Below are 14,896 nucleotides of genomic sequence, written 5' to 3'. Positions count from 1 at the left end.
TTCAAGGCTGAGGTTGTTGAGCTGACCGCTGATGGTGGCTCTGCGGTCAAATTCGAGATCTTCGGGCGGGAGGCGCTGATCCACTCTTCGGGCGATAATCTCCTGCCGCTCCGAAAGCTGGATTGACAGCCGCAAACCAGAACGCCTATGGTCCCTGCCCATAGCCTCATGCCGATGTCACTCTCCGCAAAGCGGACAGATGCTCGAGCGGGTGGGCGGCGGGGATGGGTTTAACGCCTGTCTGACACGCCTGAATAGCGCCCGGAGCAATCGCTCGCGGGCGTTTTGCTTTTTCAAAGGATGGCTATGGGCAGGTTGAAACAGGTGCCATCGCGCTTTGTCGTGGCTCCGCGTCGTCTTGCTGCCGCGCCGCAGTCAGAAGCGGATCGCTCCCGGCAGCGCCGCATCGAGACGCCGTGGCGCAAGTGGTATGACACTGCCCGGTGGAAGAGGCTGAGGTGGGCGGTGCTGGAGGAAGCGCTCTTCACTTGCAGGTTCTGCGGCCACCTGGAGGGCGAACCCTCCATGCTTGTCGCTGACCACGTCAAACCACATCGCGGTGATGAACAGCTGTTCTGGGATCGCGGAAACCTCCAGTGCCTCTGCAAAGGCTGCCACGACAGGGTCAAGCAGGCCGAGGAGCGGCGCGGGGGCTAATCGATCAGGAGGATCTCGTTGAATCGAGGGAAAACCTCTCCAAAAAGGTCGATTACGCCTGAAAATGACCCCAAAAGTGCAAAAAGACCCAAATAACGCCCCAGAGGGAGGGGGGGGGCGAAAGTCTGGGGGCCTCGCCGCCGGCGACCCGCGCCCCCCTCAGCGAGGGATTTTTTTTCGATGGCCAGTGAAAATTCGGAGGCCGAAGGCTTCCGCAACCTCTTTGGTGAGGTCTGGCTGGCTGCGGATAGGCGGCGTGGCCGCCCGCCCTTTGAATGGACGGAAGAAAACTCTAATAAAGTCAGCATGTTACTGGCTGCTGGCTGGTCAAATGATCGGATTGCGGGCGTGATCTTCGATCCGCGCACCGGGAAATCCATCTCGGTCCCGACGCTGAAGCGGCATTTTAGATCCGAGCTGCAAGTGCGTGATGCGGCGCGCGACCGGCTCGAGGCCGAGCGCCTGATGCGGGTTTGGTCCAATGCGCAGACCGGCAACGTTGGTGCTGAGAGGCTGTTCGTTCAACTGCTCGAGCGTAACGACCAGATGGAATCGGAGCGCAAGATCGCAGCGAAACCAAAAGAGGCAGCAGCAGCGAAAGTCGGCAAGAAGATTGTCGATGAGCAGAAGGCCCTCAATGCGGATGATGCCCTGATGGCTGAACTGGATCTGGAGGCACAGGTTGCTCGACGCCATTGAGCCTCTGCCGCGCTTTGCCTGCCCTGACTGGTGGGAAAAGCTGCAGCGCGGTGAAACGCCCATGGCGGATGTCCCGCTGAATGAAGAACGCGCGGCGAAAGTCCTGGCGTTTTTCAATCGCCTTCGCCTTCCGGATGTCGCGGGCAATCCGCCGTTGGCCGTCGCATGCGGTGACTGGTTCAAGGATCTTCTGGTCGCGTTTCTGGCCAGTGAGGATCCCGAGACGCACCGGGATCTGGTCTGGGAACTGCTCTGCGCGGTGCCGAAGAAAAACTCGAAGTCCACCTATGGCGCGGCGCTTGGGCTGACCGCTCTCTACATGGAGGAGGCACCGAACCGGCAGATGCTTCTGGTTGGTCCCAGCCAGAATATTTCGGAGCGCCTGTTCAGCCAGGCCACCGGCATGATTGATCTCGATGAGAAGCTGAAAGACATTTTCAAGGTGCAGGCGCACCTTAAGACAATCACCCGGCGCAAGACCGGGACCGCCCTTGATGTGAAGACTTTCGACACCTCGATCGTCACCGGTGAAATTCCGGTGCTGACCATCCTCGACGAACTTCATGAGCTGGGAAAGAAAGCCAAGGCTGCGAAGGTGATGCAGCAGATCCGCGGTGGTGGCATCACAAAGCAGCGCGGCAAGGTGCTGATGATCACCACCCAGTCAGACGAGACCCCAACCGGGATCTGGAAAACCGAGCTGGACAAGGCCCGGGCCATTCGCGACGGGAAGGGCGGCAAGTCCCCGATCATGCTGCCGGTGCTGTATGAGTTCCCGGAAGCGCTGCAGCGCGACAAATCATTCTGGCGCGACAAGAAAAATTGGCCGCTGGTTCTGCCAAATTATGGCTTGTCGATCGATGAGCAGGCGCTCGAGGACGATTACGACAATAACGGCAAGGTTTCGAAAGAAGCGGAGCAGATCTGGGCCAGCCAGCATCTCAATATCGAGATTGGTGTCGGCCTCGGCGGCTCGGCATGGTCGGGCGCGATGCATTGGGAGGATGCAGTCTGCGAGGGGCTTACCCTCGATTCCCTGCTCGAGCAAAGCGAAGTCTGCACCATTGGTGTCGACTGGGGCGGGGCAGATGACCTGGCAGCGCTCGCCGTTCTCGGCCGGCGCAAAACCGACAAGGCCTGGCTGCTCTGGGTTCGCGCCTGGGCGCGGCCTTCAGTCTTTGAACAGCGGCCAAAGATTGCACCGCAGTTGCGGGACTTCGAGGCCGATGGTGACCTGAAGGTTGTCGCGACCGGAGAGGAGCAAGCTTCAGAGGCTGCCGCGATCTGCGCGCGAATCTGGGCGGCAGGCAAACTTCCTGAGGCGTCCGGCATCGGGCTTGATAGCGCCGGTATTGCCCTGCTGTTTGACGCACTGACCGCGCTCGAAATGACTGACCCGCTTGTGCAGGCGGTGAAACAGGGATGGGCGCTGCAAACCGCCCACCAGACACTGCCGCTGAAGCTGGAATCTAAGCGCCTGCTCCATGGCAACCAGCCGCTCCTGAACTGGTCGGTCGGAAACGCCAAACAGGAGCTGGTCCGGAACAATTACATGGTGACCAAAGAGGCATCGGGCGCGGGTAAGATTGACCCGCTGATGGCTGCTCTGGATGCCGCGATGTTGATGTTTCTCAACCCCGTCGCTGCTGGTGGACCATCGGTCTACGAGGAGCGCGGCATTCTGATGATCTGAGGTAACCATGGGCTTGTTTAACCTGTGGCGCGGCGCTTCAGCGTCAGCGCACACTGGCCGTATTGAGCCGGTAATCTCTTCGATCGATGCGCCTCCTGTGCAGGCAATGAGCACCGGGCATGCAAAGGTCTTTGGCCCGGATGACCCCCGCCTGCTGGAAATCATCAGAGAGGGTGGCGGTGTCTCCCCTGCGGTGACCCCGAAACAGGCGCTGCGCAATACCACGGTGATGCGCTGCGTCTCGCTGATTTCCTTCTCGATTGGGATGCTGCCTCTGCATCTGCAGAACAAGGCAGACAAAACGAAAGCAGACGATCACCCCTTGTTTCGGGTGCTGCACCGGAAGCCTAACCCGTGGCAGACCGCCTATGAGTTTCGCAGCATCATGCAGCAGCGGGCACTGACCCATGGCGATGCATTCGCCCTGATCATCCGAACCGGCCCTAAGATTGTTGCTCTGATCCCGCTGGATCCAGCCTCTGTGACAGTTCGTCAGAATGCTGACTGGTCCCTGACCTATTTTGTGACGACCCCGAAAGGGCAAAAATCTTTCGGCCAGCGCGAGGTTTTTCACCTGCGATATGGCCTGAGCGAAAACGGTTATACCGGCCTTTCACTGGTCCGGCAGGGGGCTGAGGCTATCGGCCTGGCGCTGCAGGCAGAGGTCGCCTCGGCGCGCATTTTCAAGCAGGGCGTCATGGCAGGCCTCACCCTGGAGCACCCTTCGAAGCTGACCCCCGAGGCTTACCGGCGCCTGCAGGAAAGCCTAGCCACTCGCGAGGGTGCCGAGAACGCGGGCAGATCCGTCGTCCTCGAGGAGGGGATGAAGCTCGGCACAGCAGCCAATAGCGCGCGAGATTCTCAGACCGTCGAGCAGCGTAAAATGCAGATCGAGGAAATCGCCCGCCCGTTTGGTGTGCCCCGGCCGCTTCTGGGCATGGATGACACCTCCTGGGGGTCTGGCATCGATGTGCTGGGGCAGATGTTTGTCCAGTATGGCCTCAACCCATGGTTTGAGGCCTGGCAGCAAGCCATTGAGCGCGACCTGCTGACTGACGCGGAAGCGGATGTCTATCAGGCAAAGTTCAATCCGGGCGGCCTGCTGCGCGGTTCATTGTCTGCGCAGATGGACTTCTGGACCAAGGCCCTTGGCTCTGGCGGCCAGCACCCGATCGCCACCCCGGAGGAGGCTCGCGAGTCCTTTGACTGGCAGCGGATTGATCGCAAGGAACTGCCCGCACAGCTGGGCTCACAGAAAGGGGGCAGCCATGTCGCTGCGTGAACTGCCGGAGATCAGCGCCTCGCGTCTTCCCGAGGTCTGCGCCTATGAACTGGATCACGGAGTTGTCGATCGCTGGAATGCCGGCGTCATGGCTGCGACTACCGGCGACAACACGATCAGCATTCTGGATGTGATCGGCGAGGATTACTGGACCGGCGGCGGCGTCACCTCGAAAAGGGTCGCGGCTGCGCTGCGCGCCATCGGCGATCAGGATGTTGTGGTCGACATCAACAGCCCCGGTGGCGACTTCTTTGAGGGCGTTGCGATCTACAACACACTGCGCGCTCACCCGAAAAAGGTCACGGTGCGCATCATCGGTCTCGCCGCTTCCGCCGCGTCCGTCATCGCGATGGCTGGTGATGATATCCAGATCGGCAAGGCCGGTTTCATGATGATCCACAATTCCTGGGTCATCGCCATGGGCAATCGCCATGATCTGGCGGATGCGGCAAAGACCATGGAGCCTTTCGATGATGCCATGGCGACAGTCTACAGTGATCGCGCCGGTGTGAAAAAAGCCAAGGCGGCGGAATGGATGGACGCCGAGACCTGGTTCAATGGTGAGCAGGCAGTAGCCGCAGGCCTCGCCACCGGCTTCCTCGATGCTGATGCCGTCACAGAAGACAAAACCAAGGCCGAGTCCGGGCGGGGCGTGAACGCGACGCGGCGTGTTGATGCCCGGCTTGCCAAAACTGGAATGCCTCGTTCAGAGCGCCGAGCGCTTCTGGCTGAGTTGAAAGGGGGCATGCAAGACGCTGCCCTGACCGTCACGCATGACGCTGACGCCGATATCGCGGCCCTCTTGGAAGGGTTGCGGGCAACAATTACCCGATAACGGAGAGAATCATGGGTATGATGATGAAAGCCCCCGCGAAGGCGCGGGGCATCCTTGCTGTGCGCGCTGACGCCGGTGGTGAGGTGCGCGCGTTGATTACGGGCGTCAACGCGGCCTTTGAGGAATTCAAGGCATCACAGGCCGAGAAAGACAAACAGCTTTCGAAGCGTTTTGATGACATTGTCACAACCGAAAAGATCGCGAAGGTCGATGCATCGATTGCAGCGCTTACCACCGCTCTCGATGAGGCCAATACCAAAATCGCCGGCATGGCCCTCAATGGTGTTGGTGATGACGCGGACCCGCGCAGCGAGCAGGAGCGCGAATATTCGGCCAAGTTTGACGCCTGGTTCCGCACCGGTGATGATGAACGCGAGGTCAAAGCCCTGGCGAAGGCTGGCGGTATCAAGGCGGCATACTCGGTCGGCTCTGAGAGTGATGGCGGTTTCACCGCACCGGTGGAATGGGATCGCCAGATCACCGATAAGCGGATCGTTGTCTCGCCGATGCGCAACTACGCTACGGTGCAATCGGTCTCGGGGCAGGGCTTCAAGCACCTCTACAATATCCGCGGCACGGCAGCGGCATGGGTGGGTGAAACCGACGCGCGCGCGCAGACGGATGGCTCGAAACTGGCCGAATATGAATTTGCCTTCGGCGAAATCTATGCCAATCCGGCTGCAAGTGAGCGCATCCTCGAAGATTCCGAGATCAATATCGCTGCCTGGCTGGGCGGCGAGGTGAACGCCGAATTCGCGCGTCAGGAAGGTCTGGCCTTTATCAGTGGCGACGGCGTGAATAAGCCGAAGGGTCTGCTGCGGTATGACGCCGCCACCGAAACTGCCCTGCCGGCCGCTCAGCGCCATCCGCTCGGGCCGGTCACCGAAGTGATTTCCGGGGCAGCGGCAGCGCTGACAGCGGATGGGCTGATCGACCTGATCTACGACTTGCCCGAGGATCGCTCCCAGGGGGGCGCTCTGTATGCGAATCGCAAGACCCATTCCGTCATCCGCAAGATGAAGGATGCGGACGGAAACTATCTGTGGCAGCCGCCCTTCCAGGCTGGCCAACCCGCGCAGGTTCTCGGCCAGCCGATCCGCGAGCTCGCCGGGATGCCTGACGTTGCCGCCGGCGCGATTCCTATCGTGTTTGGCAACATGGCTGAGGGCTATCGGATCTTTGATCGCGTCGGCATGTCTGTGATGCGCGATCCCTACACCAATAAGCCTTATATCCTGTTCTACACCCGCAAGCGTGTGGGCGGCGGGCTGTGGAACCCGGAATGGCTGCGCTACCACCGCGTGGCTGCAGCTGGCGGCTGATGGGTCTGCATTGCGTGAGGGGGCGGCTTCGGCCGCCCCTTTTTCAATGCAGATCAGCCAATGGAGGACAACATGGCGAAGCTGACGAAAACGATCATCGGTGTGCCGTCCGGTGAAATCTATCCCCGCGAAATCCCGGTCGGCGAAGAGTGCCCCGAGAACCTCCTGACCCATGCGCGCGCGTCGGGTGCTCTGGAGGCGGAAGAGGTCAAAGAACCGGTCATGAAGACTGAAGAGCCGCCCGCCAAAGACCCGGGGAGCGGCGACGACAAGAAGGCTGAAGACAAGAAGGGCGATGCTGCCAAGAAGGATGAAAAGGCCTCGTAATGGTCCCGATCCGTGTCACCCCTCCGGATGCGCCGCTGGTCAGCCTCGAGGATCTGAAGAAGTATCTTCGCGTCGACTTTGACGATGACGATGATGAAATCAAAGGTCACGAGAGGGTTGCAGTCGCGCATCTGGATGGGTGGCGCGGCATCCTCGGACGCTGCATCCAGCTTCAGTCCTGGAGCATTTCCTTTCCTCGCCCGGGCTGCCATCGCCTTCCGCTCCCCGACGTGCAGAGCGTGGCGGTAGATGCTGGAACTGCAGTTCTGCATCGTGATGCTCTCGGCAGCCACGTCACACTCACAGAACCGGCCACTGTAACCATGAGCATTGAGGCTCCGGGCGAGGTGCGGGAAATCGCCCGCGCTCTGGTCATGATGCTGGTGAAGCGCTGGTACGACCCGCCAAGACTGATCCCTGCGCCGGACCCGATAAGCTCCCTGATTGATCAGGTCAGATGGGGGAATCTCTGATGGCTGAAACCATTTTGCGGGAGCGGTTCGCTTTCGATTTTCCGCAAGGTGCTGCGCGGCCGGGCGGGGGAACTCGCCCGGGCTGGGTGCAGCAGCATGAATGCCGTGTTGAGGCGATTTACCAGCGGGGTTCGGAAGTGGTCGAGGCTGCCCGGCTGGAAGGCCGGGCGGTGTTTAAAATCCAGATCCGCCAGTGTGAGGCTGCGCGCGCGATCACAAGCGCCTGTCGCGCTCGGGATGTGCGGCGCGGTTTCCCCGAAGGTGAGGCCGGCGATCCGCTGCCTGGCACTCGCTATTCGATCCGGGAGGTCGACAGCATCACCGACCGGAAATGGATCTTCATTGTGATCGAGGGAGGGAAGGCGGCATGAGTGCATCCGCCGCCCTTCAGATCGCGCTGATTGACGCTCTTCGCGCCAGCGCTGGCGTCACGGCCAGTCTCGGCCAGCGGATCTGGGATAACGCGCCAGCTGAGGCGAGCTATCCATATCTGACCCTTGGGCCAGCGCAGGAGCTCGATGACAGCGCCGAGTGCATCGATGGGTCTGAATGCTTCCAGCAGATCGACATCTGGACGCAGGAAGATGGCTCACAGCTTGGCGCCAAGCAGATCTGCGGCGCGGTGAAAAAGGCGCTGCATGGCGTTGATCTGGCGCTTTCGGGCGGCTTCACGCTGGTGCTGATCGAGGTCGATAGCCTGCGGGTGGTGGGCGATCCTGATGAGAAGATCGCCCATGGCATCGTGAATGTGCGGGCTCTGATAGATGAGGGTGGCTGATGTGGGTCGAGTTTACAGAGGTCTTTCGGTGGAAGCCCAAGCCGGGCGTGTCCATCCGGTATTCGCTTGGGATGCGCATTTGCGTCACCCGGAGATGTGCTGCGGCGGCTTTGAAAAAGGGCGCTGCGGTCAAATCAACAAATCCGGCCAGCGGTAATGGCGCGCGGAACGACGATCATCGGGCTGACAAAACTGGACCGGAAGCTGAAGCGTCTGCCGAAGGTGGCCAAGGAACTGATCCGGCAAAAGATGGCCGAAGCAGCAAATCAGGTCGTGTCGATGATGAAAAGCCTCGTCCCGGTATTGCAGGAGCCCGATCGGAGGCGGCAGGCGGGGGCGCTGCGGGATAGCATTGGCTGGACATGGGGCCAGCCGCCTCGCGGATCAATGGTGATCGCCACGCTACGTGGCGCGGGTGTCGGTGGCGACCTGACCATCACAATCTATGCTGGCTCACGCGATAAATCACAGGGCTCAGCTGACGCCTTCTATGCCCGATGGGTTGAATTCGGCACCAGCAAGATGAAGGCCCAGCCGTATTTCTACGTCTCCTGGCGCGCGAACAGGCGCAACGTTAGGCGCAAAATCACCACAGCGGTTCGCGCCGCCGCAAAGCAGGTCGCCGCCGGCGGCTGAACTCATCCTGCATTGCAGGTTGCCCCAAATGCCCTTGGGCAAGGCTTTCCCTAATCATGGAGCCAGTCATGGCAAGACCGCCCAGAGCGCCCACTGTGCAGTTCAGCAAGTTTTATGTTCGTTTGTCGGACGGCGCTGTAGCGCCTGCGTTTATTGCTCCCTGTGGCTTCACCTCAAAGTCGTTCTCGCGCAGCAAGACGTTTGGCGAGACCAACGTCCCCGCCTGCCCGGACGAAGATAAGCCGTCCTGGACCGAGCGCGATGTCCAGTCGATGACCTCTTCGATCAGCGGTGATGGGGTGCTCATGAAATCGGCTGTAGCAACGTGGGAGGCCGCGCTGGCCAGCGTTGAAAGCATCGAATGCGAAGTCGAGCTGGTTTATCCGGACGGAGACAGCGAACTTTACACCGGCTTCTATCACCTCGAAAGTTTCGAGATTACCGGCACGAAAGGCGAGCGAGTCACTGCATCTATTGCGATGCAGTCGGATGGCGAAGTCACCTATTCGCGCGAGACGGCCTGATGAGCCGCAGCGGGCAGATTACCTTGGACTGGGCGGATGGGACTTATCCCTTCCGCCTGGGGATCGCGCAGCTCGCTGAGCTGCAGGAAAAAACCGATGCCGGGCCGTGGTACATCCAATGGGCTTTGCAGATGGCGCTTCTGGCTGGACAGGCTGGCATTACGCCGCCCAAAGATGCCTCCCCAGCCTATGTCATCGACACGATCCGGCTGGGCCTGATCGGCGGTGGTATGGATGCAGTGCAGGCCTTGAAGAAGGTGCGCGCATATTGCGGCGATGGGCAGCTGACCGAAAATATCCCTATTGCCTTTGCCATCATGGGCACAGCGCTCCAGGGGGTGCCGGAAGATGAGCCGGAAAAGCCGGTGGGGGAAAGCGAGACCAGCGCGAACCGCTCCCCCGAGGAAGAATCCGGTTCGCGCAAATCTACGGCGTCGGAGCTGCAATCGGATTGAGCCCTGATCAGGTCGGGGCTTGCTCGATGTGGCAGTTCGATGCTGCGGTGTTGGGTTGGAATGCCACACATGGCTGCGAAGAGGCTGGGCTGTCACAGCAAGATGAGGATGATCTCTGGCAGGGCGTCATGGATCGGGTGGGATAGATTTAATCTGTATTTTTCTGCTGAGCTTGTCCGATTAACTCTGAAGCTGAGTTAACACCATTGAACGCTGTGATGGGAAAATACCGCCCGGCGTCTTCGCTAAAATTGGGGCAAGGATAATCCCTGCCACGACGGAGCAGCGAAATGATGAATTCCTGCTCCGTCTCCAAGATGTCCTCGCCCTTGATTATGGAAACCTCAAAAGAGCCTCCGGGCATTTTTTTTGCCTTCAACTTATGACCGGTGCCCTTGTTTCTCGTAAGCAACGGCATGTCTCCATCAATGAATGCCTTTTGCCCTTCATGGCAGATGGATGCGTAGATCGCGGCCTCATCTCCTACCAGCATTTCTCGGACAATAGTTTCCCCTGATGCCTTGCGTATTTCTCCGGGGGTTAGGTCAAGCGTGAAATCCGCAAGCGCGGGGGCTGAGAACCCCGCAAGTAAAGCAAGTGCGCCCACAACTTTCAGCATAATGAGACCTCCCTATGGCAACTGACCTAGACAAATTGATCGTTCAGCTGTCGGCAGACATCAAGGGTTACGAGCGCGCCATGACCCGCGCCTCGGGGATCATGAATAGGCAGGCGCGCGAGATCGAGAATCGTGCTAGACGGATGAATAAGAGCCTCGATCAGATCGGTCAGCGTGCGGCGCATTCTTTCATCGCCCCGCTTACTGCCGTGGGTGCAGCGCTCTCCGTCCGCGAGGTTGCCCGCTATGCGGACGCCTGGACTGTGGCCCAGAACAAAATCAATGCCGCTTCGCAGATCTCGGGGATGCAGGCCCGCAGCCTCGAGGAGCTGAACAAGATCTCCGATGATACCCGGAGCGGCATCAGTGAAACTGTTGACCTTTATGCGAAACTTATGCGGTCAACCGCTGGGGTTGCACAATCGGAGATGGAAGTCGCGAAGGCGACTGAGATTGTGAATAAGGCCTTCAAAGCCGGGGGGGCTGCGGCTTCGGAGCAGGCGGCAGGCATTCTCCAGCTATCGCAAGGTCTGGGATCCGGCGTGCTTCAGGGTGACGAACTCCGCTCCGTGCGAGAGAATGCCCCGATCCTCGCTCAGGCGATTGCAGATTATTACAAGGTCAGCATCGCTGGCCTGAAGAAGCTTGGCGAGGAAGGGCAGATCACCTCAGAGGGCGTATTCAAGGCGATCCTTGCCGCCGGACCAAAAATCGAGGCTGCATTCTCGACCACAAACGCCACGATTCAGGATGGCCTCACTCGTGTCAGCAATGCGTTTACGCAATACATTGGCCAAACTGACAGCAGCCTTTCAGCTACGCAAAGGCTTGTCGCTGGCCTGACGGCTCTGGCAGATAATTTCGAAAATATCGCAGATGTGACCGTAAAAGTCGCGGCAATCATCGCAGGGGCGCTGATTGGCAGATCGATCACCGGGATGATTGCAAGCCTCGGCCTCGCCGGGGCCGCAGTTACTAAATTCATCAGCGCGGCCCGCGCGGCAAGTACCATGACAGGCCTTGCCACCGCGTTCGGTGGTCTGACGGCGGCAGCTGGCCCAATTGGCCTTGTCGTAGGTGCCACCGCGGTTGCGGCGATAGTCGCTTATTCTTCTTCGGTTCAAGAGGCCAGCCAGCGCACGGATGAGCTCCAAGCTGAGATGCAACGGCTCGGTCTCTATGCTCCAAAGCTGGTAGAGGCAAATGACGCTGCCACTGCATCCCTGGATGATCTGGCCAGTGATGAGCGCCTCGCAAAAATTCGCGCAATGCGTGAAGAGCTGGACCGGCTGCGCGGGACAGCGTTCAATCATGGCGACAATTTTTCCAAGATCCAGAATGAGGCGGAAAACCGCATTGCACGGACGCACGGTGCCAGCAGTAAGGATGCCCTTGATGGCATCTATAGTTTGGCTGGAGAGTTGAAAAAGGGGATTGTCCCTGCGGATCAACTCGCAGCGCGTCTTGCTCACATAGGCGAGCTGGAACTGGACGAACCCGCGCGTGAATTGCTGAACAGGTTGATCGAAGTTTCGGCCTTCGAAGGATCATTGGCAACAGCGCTTTCAGCTGCAGGCGCTAGCCCAGAGATGGATGCCGCGCGGGCCCAGCTGGTCGCGATCAAGGATGAGCTTTCAAACATTCGCGACATGCCCGATGTGGACAGGGGCGCAGTAGACGGTTTGATCCGGATAATCGAAAAGGCGATCGAGACGGGAGAGGTCTCTGAGCAAACGCTCGGAAAACTCGAGGCGATCGCAGACGCAAAGCCTGATGTCGCAGGCTTCGTAGACCGCCTTTCTCCGATCTTCGGAGCACTCATTATGCTCGCTCAAAAGGCTGATGAAGCGGCAGACTCTGTCGCCCGTGCCTCGCAGGCTCCGGCGACCTATGTGTCCAGCGGCCGGGGAAATGCGGTTGGAGAGTATTACGCTGACCAGCGGGCCAATGAAGCCTATCTCGCTGAGCAGCGCCGCCGCAACGCTCTCTCAAAAGAGGGAAAGGCGATTGAGGATGAGGTGAACCGCATCCTGAAAGAGCGCCCCCAGCTGACGAAGGCGCAGGCCGATATGCTTGCGCGCGAGAATATCGCAGCAAATGAGGCGCGAAAGGCAGAGGGCAAGAAGGGCGGCGGCGGAAATAAGGCTGTCGAGCGCTTCGATGATACGATCCTGAAAGAGATCGAGGGAATGAAGGCCGAGACGGCTGAGCTCGCCCGTCTCGGTATTGCCTATGACCAGTATGGCCTCTCTGTGGACCGCGCACGAAAAGAGGCGGAACTTCTGCAGACCCTGCAGAATAAGGGCGTCCCGATCACCGACGCGCTGCGGCAGAAGGTAAAGGGGCTGGCAGATGACTGGCTTGCAGCAGCTGAAGCAAATGCCAAGGCTCAGGAGAACCATGAGGCATTTCAGAGTGCTATGGAAGATTTCAAAAGCACTCAGGAGCAGGCGTTCTCAGGCCTGATTACCGGTGCCCATAGTTTCAGTGACGCGATCAGCATGGTCATCGCAAAGCTGGCAGAAATGGCTCTTTCCAGTGCGTTCGGCAATCTATGGGATGCAGGCCTGGGCAACGCCTCTGGCAACCTTCTGAAGGGCCTCCTTGGCTACGCTGAGGGCGGATACACGGGGGCAGGTGGCAAATATAAACCCGCAGGCATCGTCCATGCGGGCGAGTATGTCATGGATGCCGATACCGTGCGCCGTGCGGGTGGCCCTGCCGCCTTTGATGCGCTGCGCGCCGGGCTGAAGGGCTATGCCAGCGGTGGCTATGTCGGCGCCCCGGCACTCCCTGCGGTCAGCAGGGCCGCCCCCCAGTCCAGCATGCCGAAAATCACAATCAACAATAACGCGCCGGGGGTCGAGGTCAGCACCGCCTCCGTCTCTCCTGATGAGGTCCGGATCATGATCGCTAAAGGCATCTCAACCTATGACAAGGGCATGAGGGCGCGGGTGCAGGGAATTAACGCCTGGCCGAGGAAAGCCTGATGGCCCTGACATTTCCCTTTGAGCCTGCCTTCCTGTCAGACCTTCTTTGCACCCGCGATGGTGTGCTGCTCGAGTTGATGAGGAAGGATGAGGCCTCTGGCTCCGGCGACGGCCGGGTGTGGACTGCCCAGCTCGCTCAGCCGCTTTGGAGTGTCTCGATTACTTTTGGTGCAAAAGAGAAAACCCAGGCGCGCGAGATCGATGCAAAGATCCGGGCGCTTGACGGCTCGCGGCAAGCTTTCCTGTGGGCCGATGCGCTCTATAAGCCCGGCGCCGGGCGCGCTGCAGGGGCAGGGGCAAAGGTCTCAGCCATCAGCCCGGATCGGCGCCGGATATCAGTGACCGGCCTGCCTGCAGATTATGTGGTCCGGGCGGGTGATCGCGCCTCAATCGCACTGACGGGGGGCAAGCACTATTTCTGTGAATTCTCTGAAAGCGCGATGGCGAACACCGTAGGCGCGCTCAGCAATATTTCTGTGATGCCGTTCATCCCTATGGGGGTGAACCTCGGAGTGGCCGTCCAGATGGACAAGCCGATTTTGCGGCTCCGGATCGAGCCGGGCGGTCACACCCCTTTCCTTCAGGTTCCCGGCCGCTGGTATCGCGGCGGTGCCCTGAAGCTCCTGCAGCAGGTTTGATATGCGAATTTTTGATATAGCCTTTGCTCAGAGCCTGACGGCCGCGCGGGATGTTGGCATCGCGCCAGTATGGTTTGTCACCTTCACGGCCAAAGACTGGGATACCGGCGCGGCTGCAGTCGTCGGGCTGTGGTCTGGCGATGAGGACATCACGGTGTCGGTCGAGGATCCAACCGGGGGCCTCGTCTCTCGCGGGTATACTGGTGGCTGCAATCTCACAGTCGAAGATCTGATGTATGTTGCTGACCTCACGGATAATCCCGTGCAGATCTCGATCAGCCAGATCGCGCCGGTCGCCCAGAATATCATTCGCGGCTTTGATCTTCGTCTGGCCCACTGCGAGATCCATGCGACAACTTTGAACGGTGGGGCCCTTACGGGACCGCCACAGCTTCAATGGGTAGGGCTGGTGGATGAGGGCCCGATCCAGACGCCCGCCGCCGGCGGCGAGGGGTCCATCTCGCTGACCATCCGCTCTGAGATCATGATGCAGCTGCAGGCCAGCAATCCCGCCAAATCCTCGGATCAGCACCAGCGCCGCCGCCTCTCAACCGATGAATTCTGCAAATACGCCGCGACCATCGGGTCGCGGGCCGTCCAGTGGTATCAGGGGTAACTGCCATGCAAGCACAGCGCCTGCCGAACTGGCGTGCCCGGTTCGCTGATGAGATGGACCGGCAGCGCCGCGAGGCTTTCACCTGGGGCCGTCATGACTGCGCCCTCGGCCTTGCCGCCGGGGCCTATGAGGCGATCACCGGCAAAGACGTGCGTTCGGACTGGTCCCGCTATCGCACCGCCGGTGGCGCGCTTCGGGCGCTTCGCAAGGCGGGCTATGCCTCGTTGGGCGATGCGGTCGCGGCTTATCTGCCGGAGGTCCACCCCTCGCAGGCCCATGTCGGTGACATCGGGCTGATCCCGGCGGATGGCGAGATCGGCGCCGCGCTCTGCGTGGTCGATGCCTCCGGGCT

The 14,896-nt window shown here is 60.1% G+C and carries 18 protein-coding genes; 16 read left to right on the top strand and 2 right to left on the bottom strand.

The genetic code is table 11. The features are described 5' to 3' along the window. Window positions 1-375: 375 nt before the first annotated feature. Entirely contained in the window at window positions 376-618 is a 243-nt protein-coding gene (locus H0485_RS21950; protein ID WP_354002467.1) for a hypothetical protein, read from the bottom strand. Window positions 619-837: 219 nt separating this feature from the next. On the opposite strand from H0485_RS21950, the gene H0485_RS21725 reads away from it, so the two are divergent. The 12 genes from H0485_RS21725 (at window position 838) to H0485_RS20000 (ending at window position 9,681) form a co-directional block, all read left to right on the top strand. Next, window positions 838-1,356, top strand: a complete 519-nt coding sequence (locus H0485_RS21725; RefSeq protein ID WP_255613870.1) for a hypothetical protein — start codon at window positions 838-840, stop codon at window positions 1,354-1,356. A 61-nt stretch (window positions 1,357-1,417) separates the two neighbouring features. Next, window positions 1,418-3,049 (top strand): terminase large subunit domain-containing protein, encoded by a 1,632-nt coding sequence (locus H0485_RS20050; protein WP_226937684.1) that lies wholly within the window; start codon window positions 1,418-1,420, stop codon window positions 3,047-3,049. 106 nt (window positions 3,050-3,155) lie between these two features. Then, window positions 3,156-4,331 carry a phage portal protein gene (locus tag H0485_RS20045; RefSeq protein WP_226937683.1) on the top strand — a complete coding sequence of 392 codons (1,176 nt, stop codon included), beginning with the start codon at window positions 3,156-3,158 and terminating at the stop codon, window positions 4,329-4,331. Then, window positions 4,318-5,166 carry a head maturation protease, ClpP-related gene (locus H0485_RS20040; RefSeq protein ID WP_226937682.1) on the top strand — a complete coding sequence of 283 codons (849 nt, stop codon included), beginning with the start codon at window positions 4,318-4,320 and terminating at the stop codon, window positions 5,164-5,166. The genes H0485_RS20045 and H0485_RS20040 overlap by 14 nt, the downstream gene beginning before the upstream one ends. An 11-nt stretch (window positions 5,167-5,177) precedes the next feature. Further along, a complete protein-coding gene (locus H0485_RS20035; protein WP_226937681.1) occupies window positions 5,178-6,488 on the top strand; it encodes a phage major capsid protein in 1,311 nt (436 codons plus the stop codon). 72 nt (window positions 6,489-6,560) lie between these two features. After that, complete coding sequence (locus H0485_RS20030) at window positions 6,561-6,815, top strand: hypothetical protein (protein ID WP_226937680.1); 255 nt, start codon at window positions 6,561-6,563, stop codon at window positions 6,813-6,815. Continuing rightward, the gene (locus tag H0485_RS20025; RefSeq protein WP_226937679.1) at window positions 6,815-7,288 is read left to right on the top strand and encodes a hypothetical protein; all 474 of its coding nucleotides are present in this window, start codon (window positions 6,815-6,817) and stop codon (window positions 7,286-7,288) included. The genes H0485_RS20030 and H0485_RS20025 overlap by 1 nt, the downstream gene beginning before the upstream one ends. Next, window positions 7,288-7,659, top strand: a complete 372-nt coding sequence (locus H0485_RS20020) for a phage head completion protein (RefSeq protein WP_226937678.1) — start codon at window positions 7,288-7,290, stop codon at window positions 7,657-7,659. Before H0485_RS20025 ends, H0485_RS20020 begins: the two co-directional genes overlap by 1 nt. Next, the gene (locus tag H0485_RS20015) at window positions 7,656-8,066 is read left to right on the top strand and encodes a DUF3168 domain-containing protein (RefSeq protein WP_226937677.1); all 411 of its coding nucleotides are present in this window, start codon (window positions 7,656-7,658) and stop codon (window positions 8,064-8,066) included. Before H0485_RS20020 ends, H0485_RS20015 begins: the two co-directional genes overlap by 4 nt. Before the next feature lie 156 nt (window positions 8,067-8,222). Then, window positions 8,223-8,702: an HK97-gp10 family putative phage morphogenesis protein gene (locus H0485_RS20010; RefSeq protein WP_226937676.1), complete on the top strand. Its 480-nt coding sequence runs from the start codon at window positions 8,223-8,225 to the stop codon at window positions 8,700-8,702. Between the two features lie 68 nt (window positions 8,703-8,770). Further along, complete coding sequence (locus H0485_RS20005; RefSeq protein WP_226937675.1) at window positions 8,771-9,226, top strand: phage tail protein; 456 nt, start codon at window positions 8,771-8,773, stop codon at window positions 9,224-9,226. Beyond that, window positions 9,226-9,681, top strand: a complete 456-nt coding sequence (locus H0485_RS20000; RefSeq protein WP_226937674.1) for a gene transfer agent family protein — start codon at window positions 9,226-9,228, stop codon at window positions 9,679-9,681. The genes H0485_RS20005 and H0485_RS20000 overlap by 1 nt, the downstream gene beginning before the upstream one ends. 148 nt (window positions 9,682-9,829) lie before the next feature. Here H0485_RS20000 and H0485_RS19995 read toward each other — a convergent pair whose 3' ends face one another. Next, entirely contained in the window at window positions 9,830-10,300 is a 471-nt protein-coding gene (locus tag H0485_RS19995; RefSeq protein ID WP_226937673.1) for a hypothetical protein, read from the bottom strand. A gap of 14 nt (window positions 10,301-10,314) precedes the next feature. Between H0485_RS19995 and H0485_RS19990 the strand changes: the two genes are divergently transcribed. The 4 genes from H0485_RS19990 to H0485_RS19975 form a co-directional block, all read left to right on the top strand. After that, complete coding sequence (locus H0485_RS19990) at window positions 10,315-13,290, top strand: tape measure protein (protein WP_226937672.1); 2,976 nt, start codon at window positions 10,315-10,317, stop codon at window positions 13,288-13,290. Then, complete coding sequence (locus tag H0485_RS19985) at window positions 13,290-13,928, top strand: hypothetical protein (protein ID WP_226937671.1); 639 nt, start codon at window positions 13,290-13,292, stop codon at window positions 13,926-13,928. The genes H0485_RS19990 and H0485_RS19985 overlap by 1 nt, the downstream gene beginning before the upstream one ends. Before the next feature lies 1 nt (window position 13,929). Next, the gene (locus H0485_RS19980; RefSeq protein WP_226937670.1) at window positions 13,930-14,544 is read left to right on the top strand and encodes a hypothetical protein; all 615 of its coding nucleotides are present in this window, start codon (window positions 13,930-13,932) and stop codon (window positions 14,542-14,544) included. A gap of 5 nt (window positions 14,545-14,549) precedes the next feature. After that, the coding region (locus H0485_RS19975) for a DUF6950 family protein (protein WP_226937669.1) at window positions 14,550-14,896 on the top strand (347 nt) is incomplete at its 3' end.

The organism is Pseudogemmobacter faecipullorum, from assembly GCF_020539525.1.
Lineage (GTDB): Bacteria > Pseudomonadota > Alphaproteobacteria > Rhodobacterales > Rhodobacteraceae > Pseudogemmobacter > Pseudogemmobacter faecipullorum.
This window is presented reverse-complemented; position numbering and strand designations above follow the sequence as displayed.

Coding starts and splice junctions, on each gene's coding strand:
- H0485_RS19990 (WP_226937672.1), top strand. CDS start 10,315: ATGGCAACTGACCTAGACAAATTGATCGTTCAGCTGTCGGCAGACATC.
- H0485_RS20005 (WP_226937675.1), top strand. CDS start 8,771: ATGGCAAGACCGCCCAGAGCGCCCACTGTGCAGTTCAGCAAGTTTTAT.
- H0485_RS19995 (WP_226937673.1), bottom strand. CDS start 10,300: ATGCTGAAAGTTGTGGGCGCACTTGCTTTACTTGCGGGGTTCTCAGCC.
- H0485_RS20035 (WP_226937681.1), top strand. CDS start 5,178: ATGGGTATGATGATGAAAGCCCCCGCGAAGGCGCGGGGCATCCTTGCT.
- H0485_RS20040 (WP_226937682.1), top strand. CDS start 4,318: ATGTCGCTGCGTGAACTGCCGGAGATCAGCGCCTCGCGTCTTCCCGAG.
- H0485_RS20025 (WP_226937679.1), top strand. CDS start 6,815: ATGGTCCCGATCCGTGTCACCCCTCCGGATGCGCCGCTGGTCAGCCTC.
- H0485_RS20010 (WP_226937676.1), top strand. CDS start 8,223: ATGGCGCGCGGAACGACGATCATCGGGCTGACAAAACTGGACCGGAAG.
- H0485_RS20050 (WP_226937684.1), top strand. CDS start 1,418: ATGGCGGATGTCCCGCTGAATGAAGAACGCGCGGCGAAAGTCCTGGCG.
- H0485_RS20045 (WP_226937683.1), top strand. CDS start 3,156: ATGAGCACCGGGCATGCAAAGGTCTTTGGCCCGGATGACCCCCGCCTG.
- H0485_RS20000 (WP_226937674.1), top strand. CDS start 9,226: ATGAGCCGCAGCGGGCAGATTACCTTGGACTGGGCGGATGGGACTTAT.
- H0485_RS20030 (WP_226937680.1), top strand. CDS start 6,561: ATGGCGAAGCTGACGAAAACGATCATCGGTGTGCCGTCCGGTGAAATC.
- H0485_RS19985 (WP_226937671.1), top strand. CDS start 13,290: ATGGCCCTGACATTTCCCTTTGAGCCTGCCTTCCTGTCAGACCTTCTT.
- H0485_RS21725 (WP_255613870.1), top strand. CDS start 838: ATGGCCAGTGAAAATTCGGAGGCCGAAGGCTTCCGCAACCTCTTTGGT.
- H0485_RS19980 (WP_226937670.1), top strand. CDS start 13,930: ATGCGAATTTTTGATATAGCCTTTGCTCAGAGCCTGACGGCCGCGCGG.
- H0485_RS20015 (WP_226937677.1), top strand. CDS start 7,656: ATGAGTGCATCCGCCGCCCTTCAGATCGCGCTGATTGACGCTCTTCGC.
- H0485_RS20020 (WP_226937678.1), top strand. CDS start 7,288: ATGGCTGAAACCATTTTGCGGGAGCGGTTCGCTTTCGATTTTCCGCAA.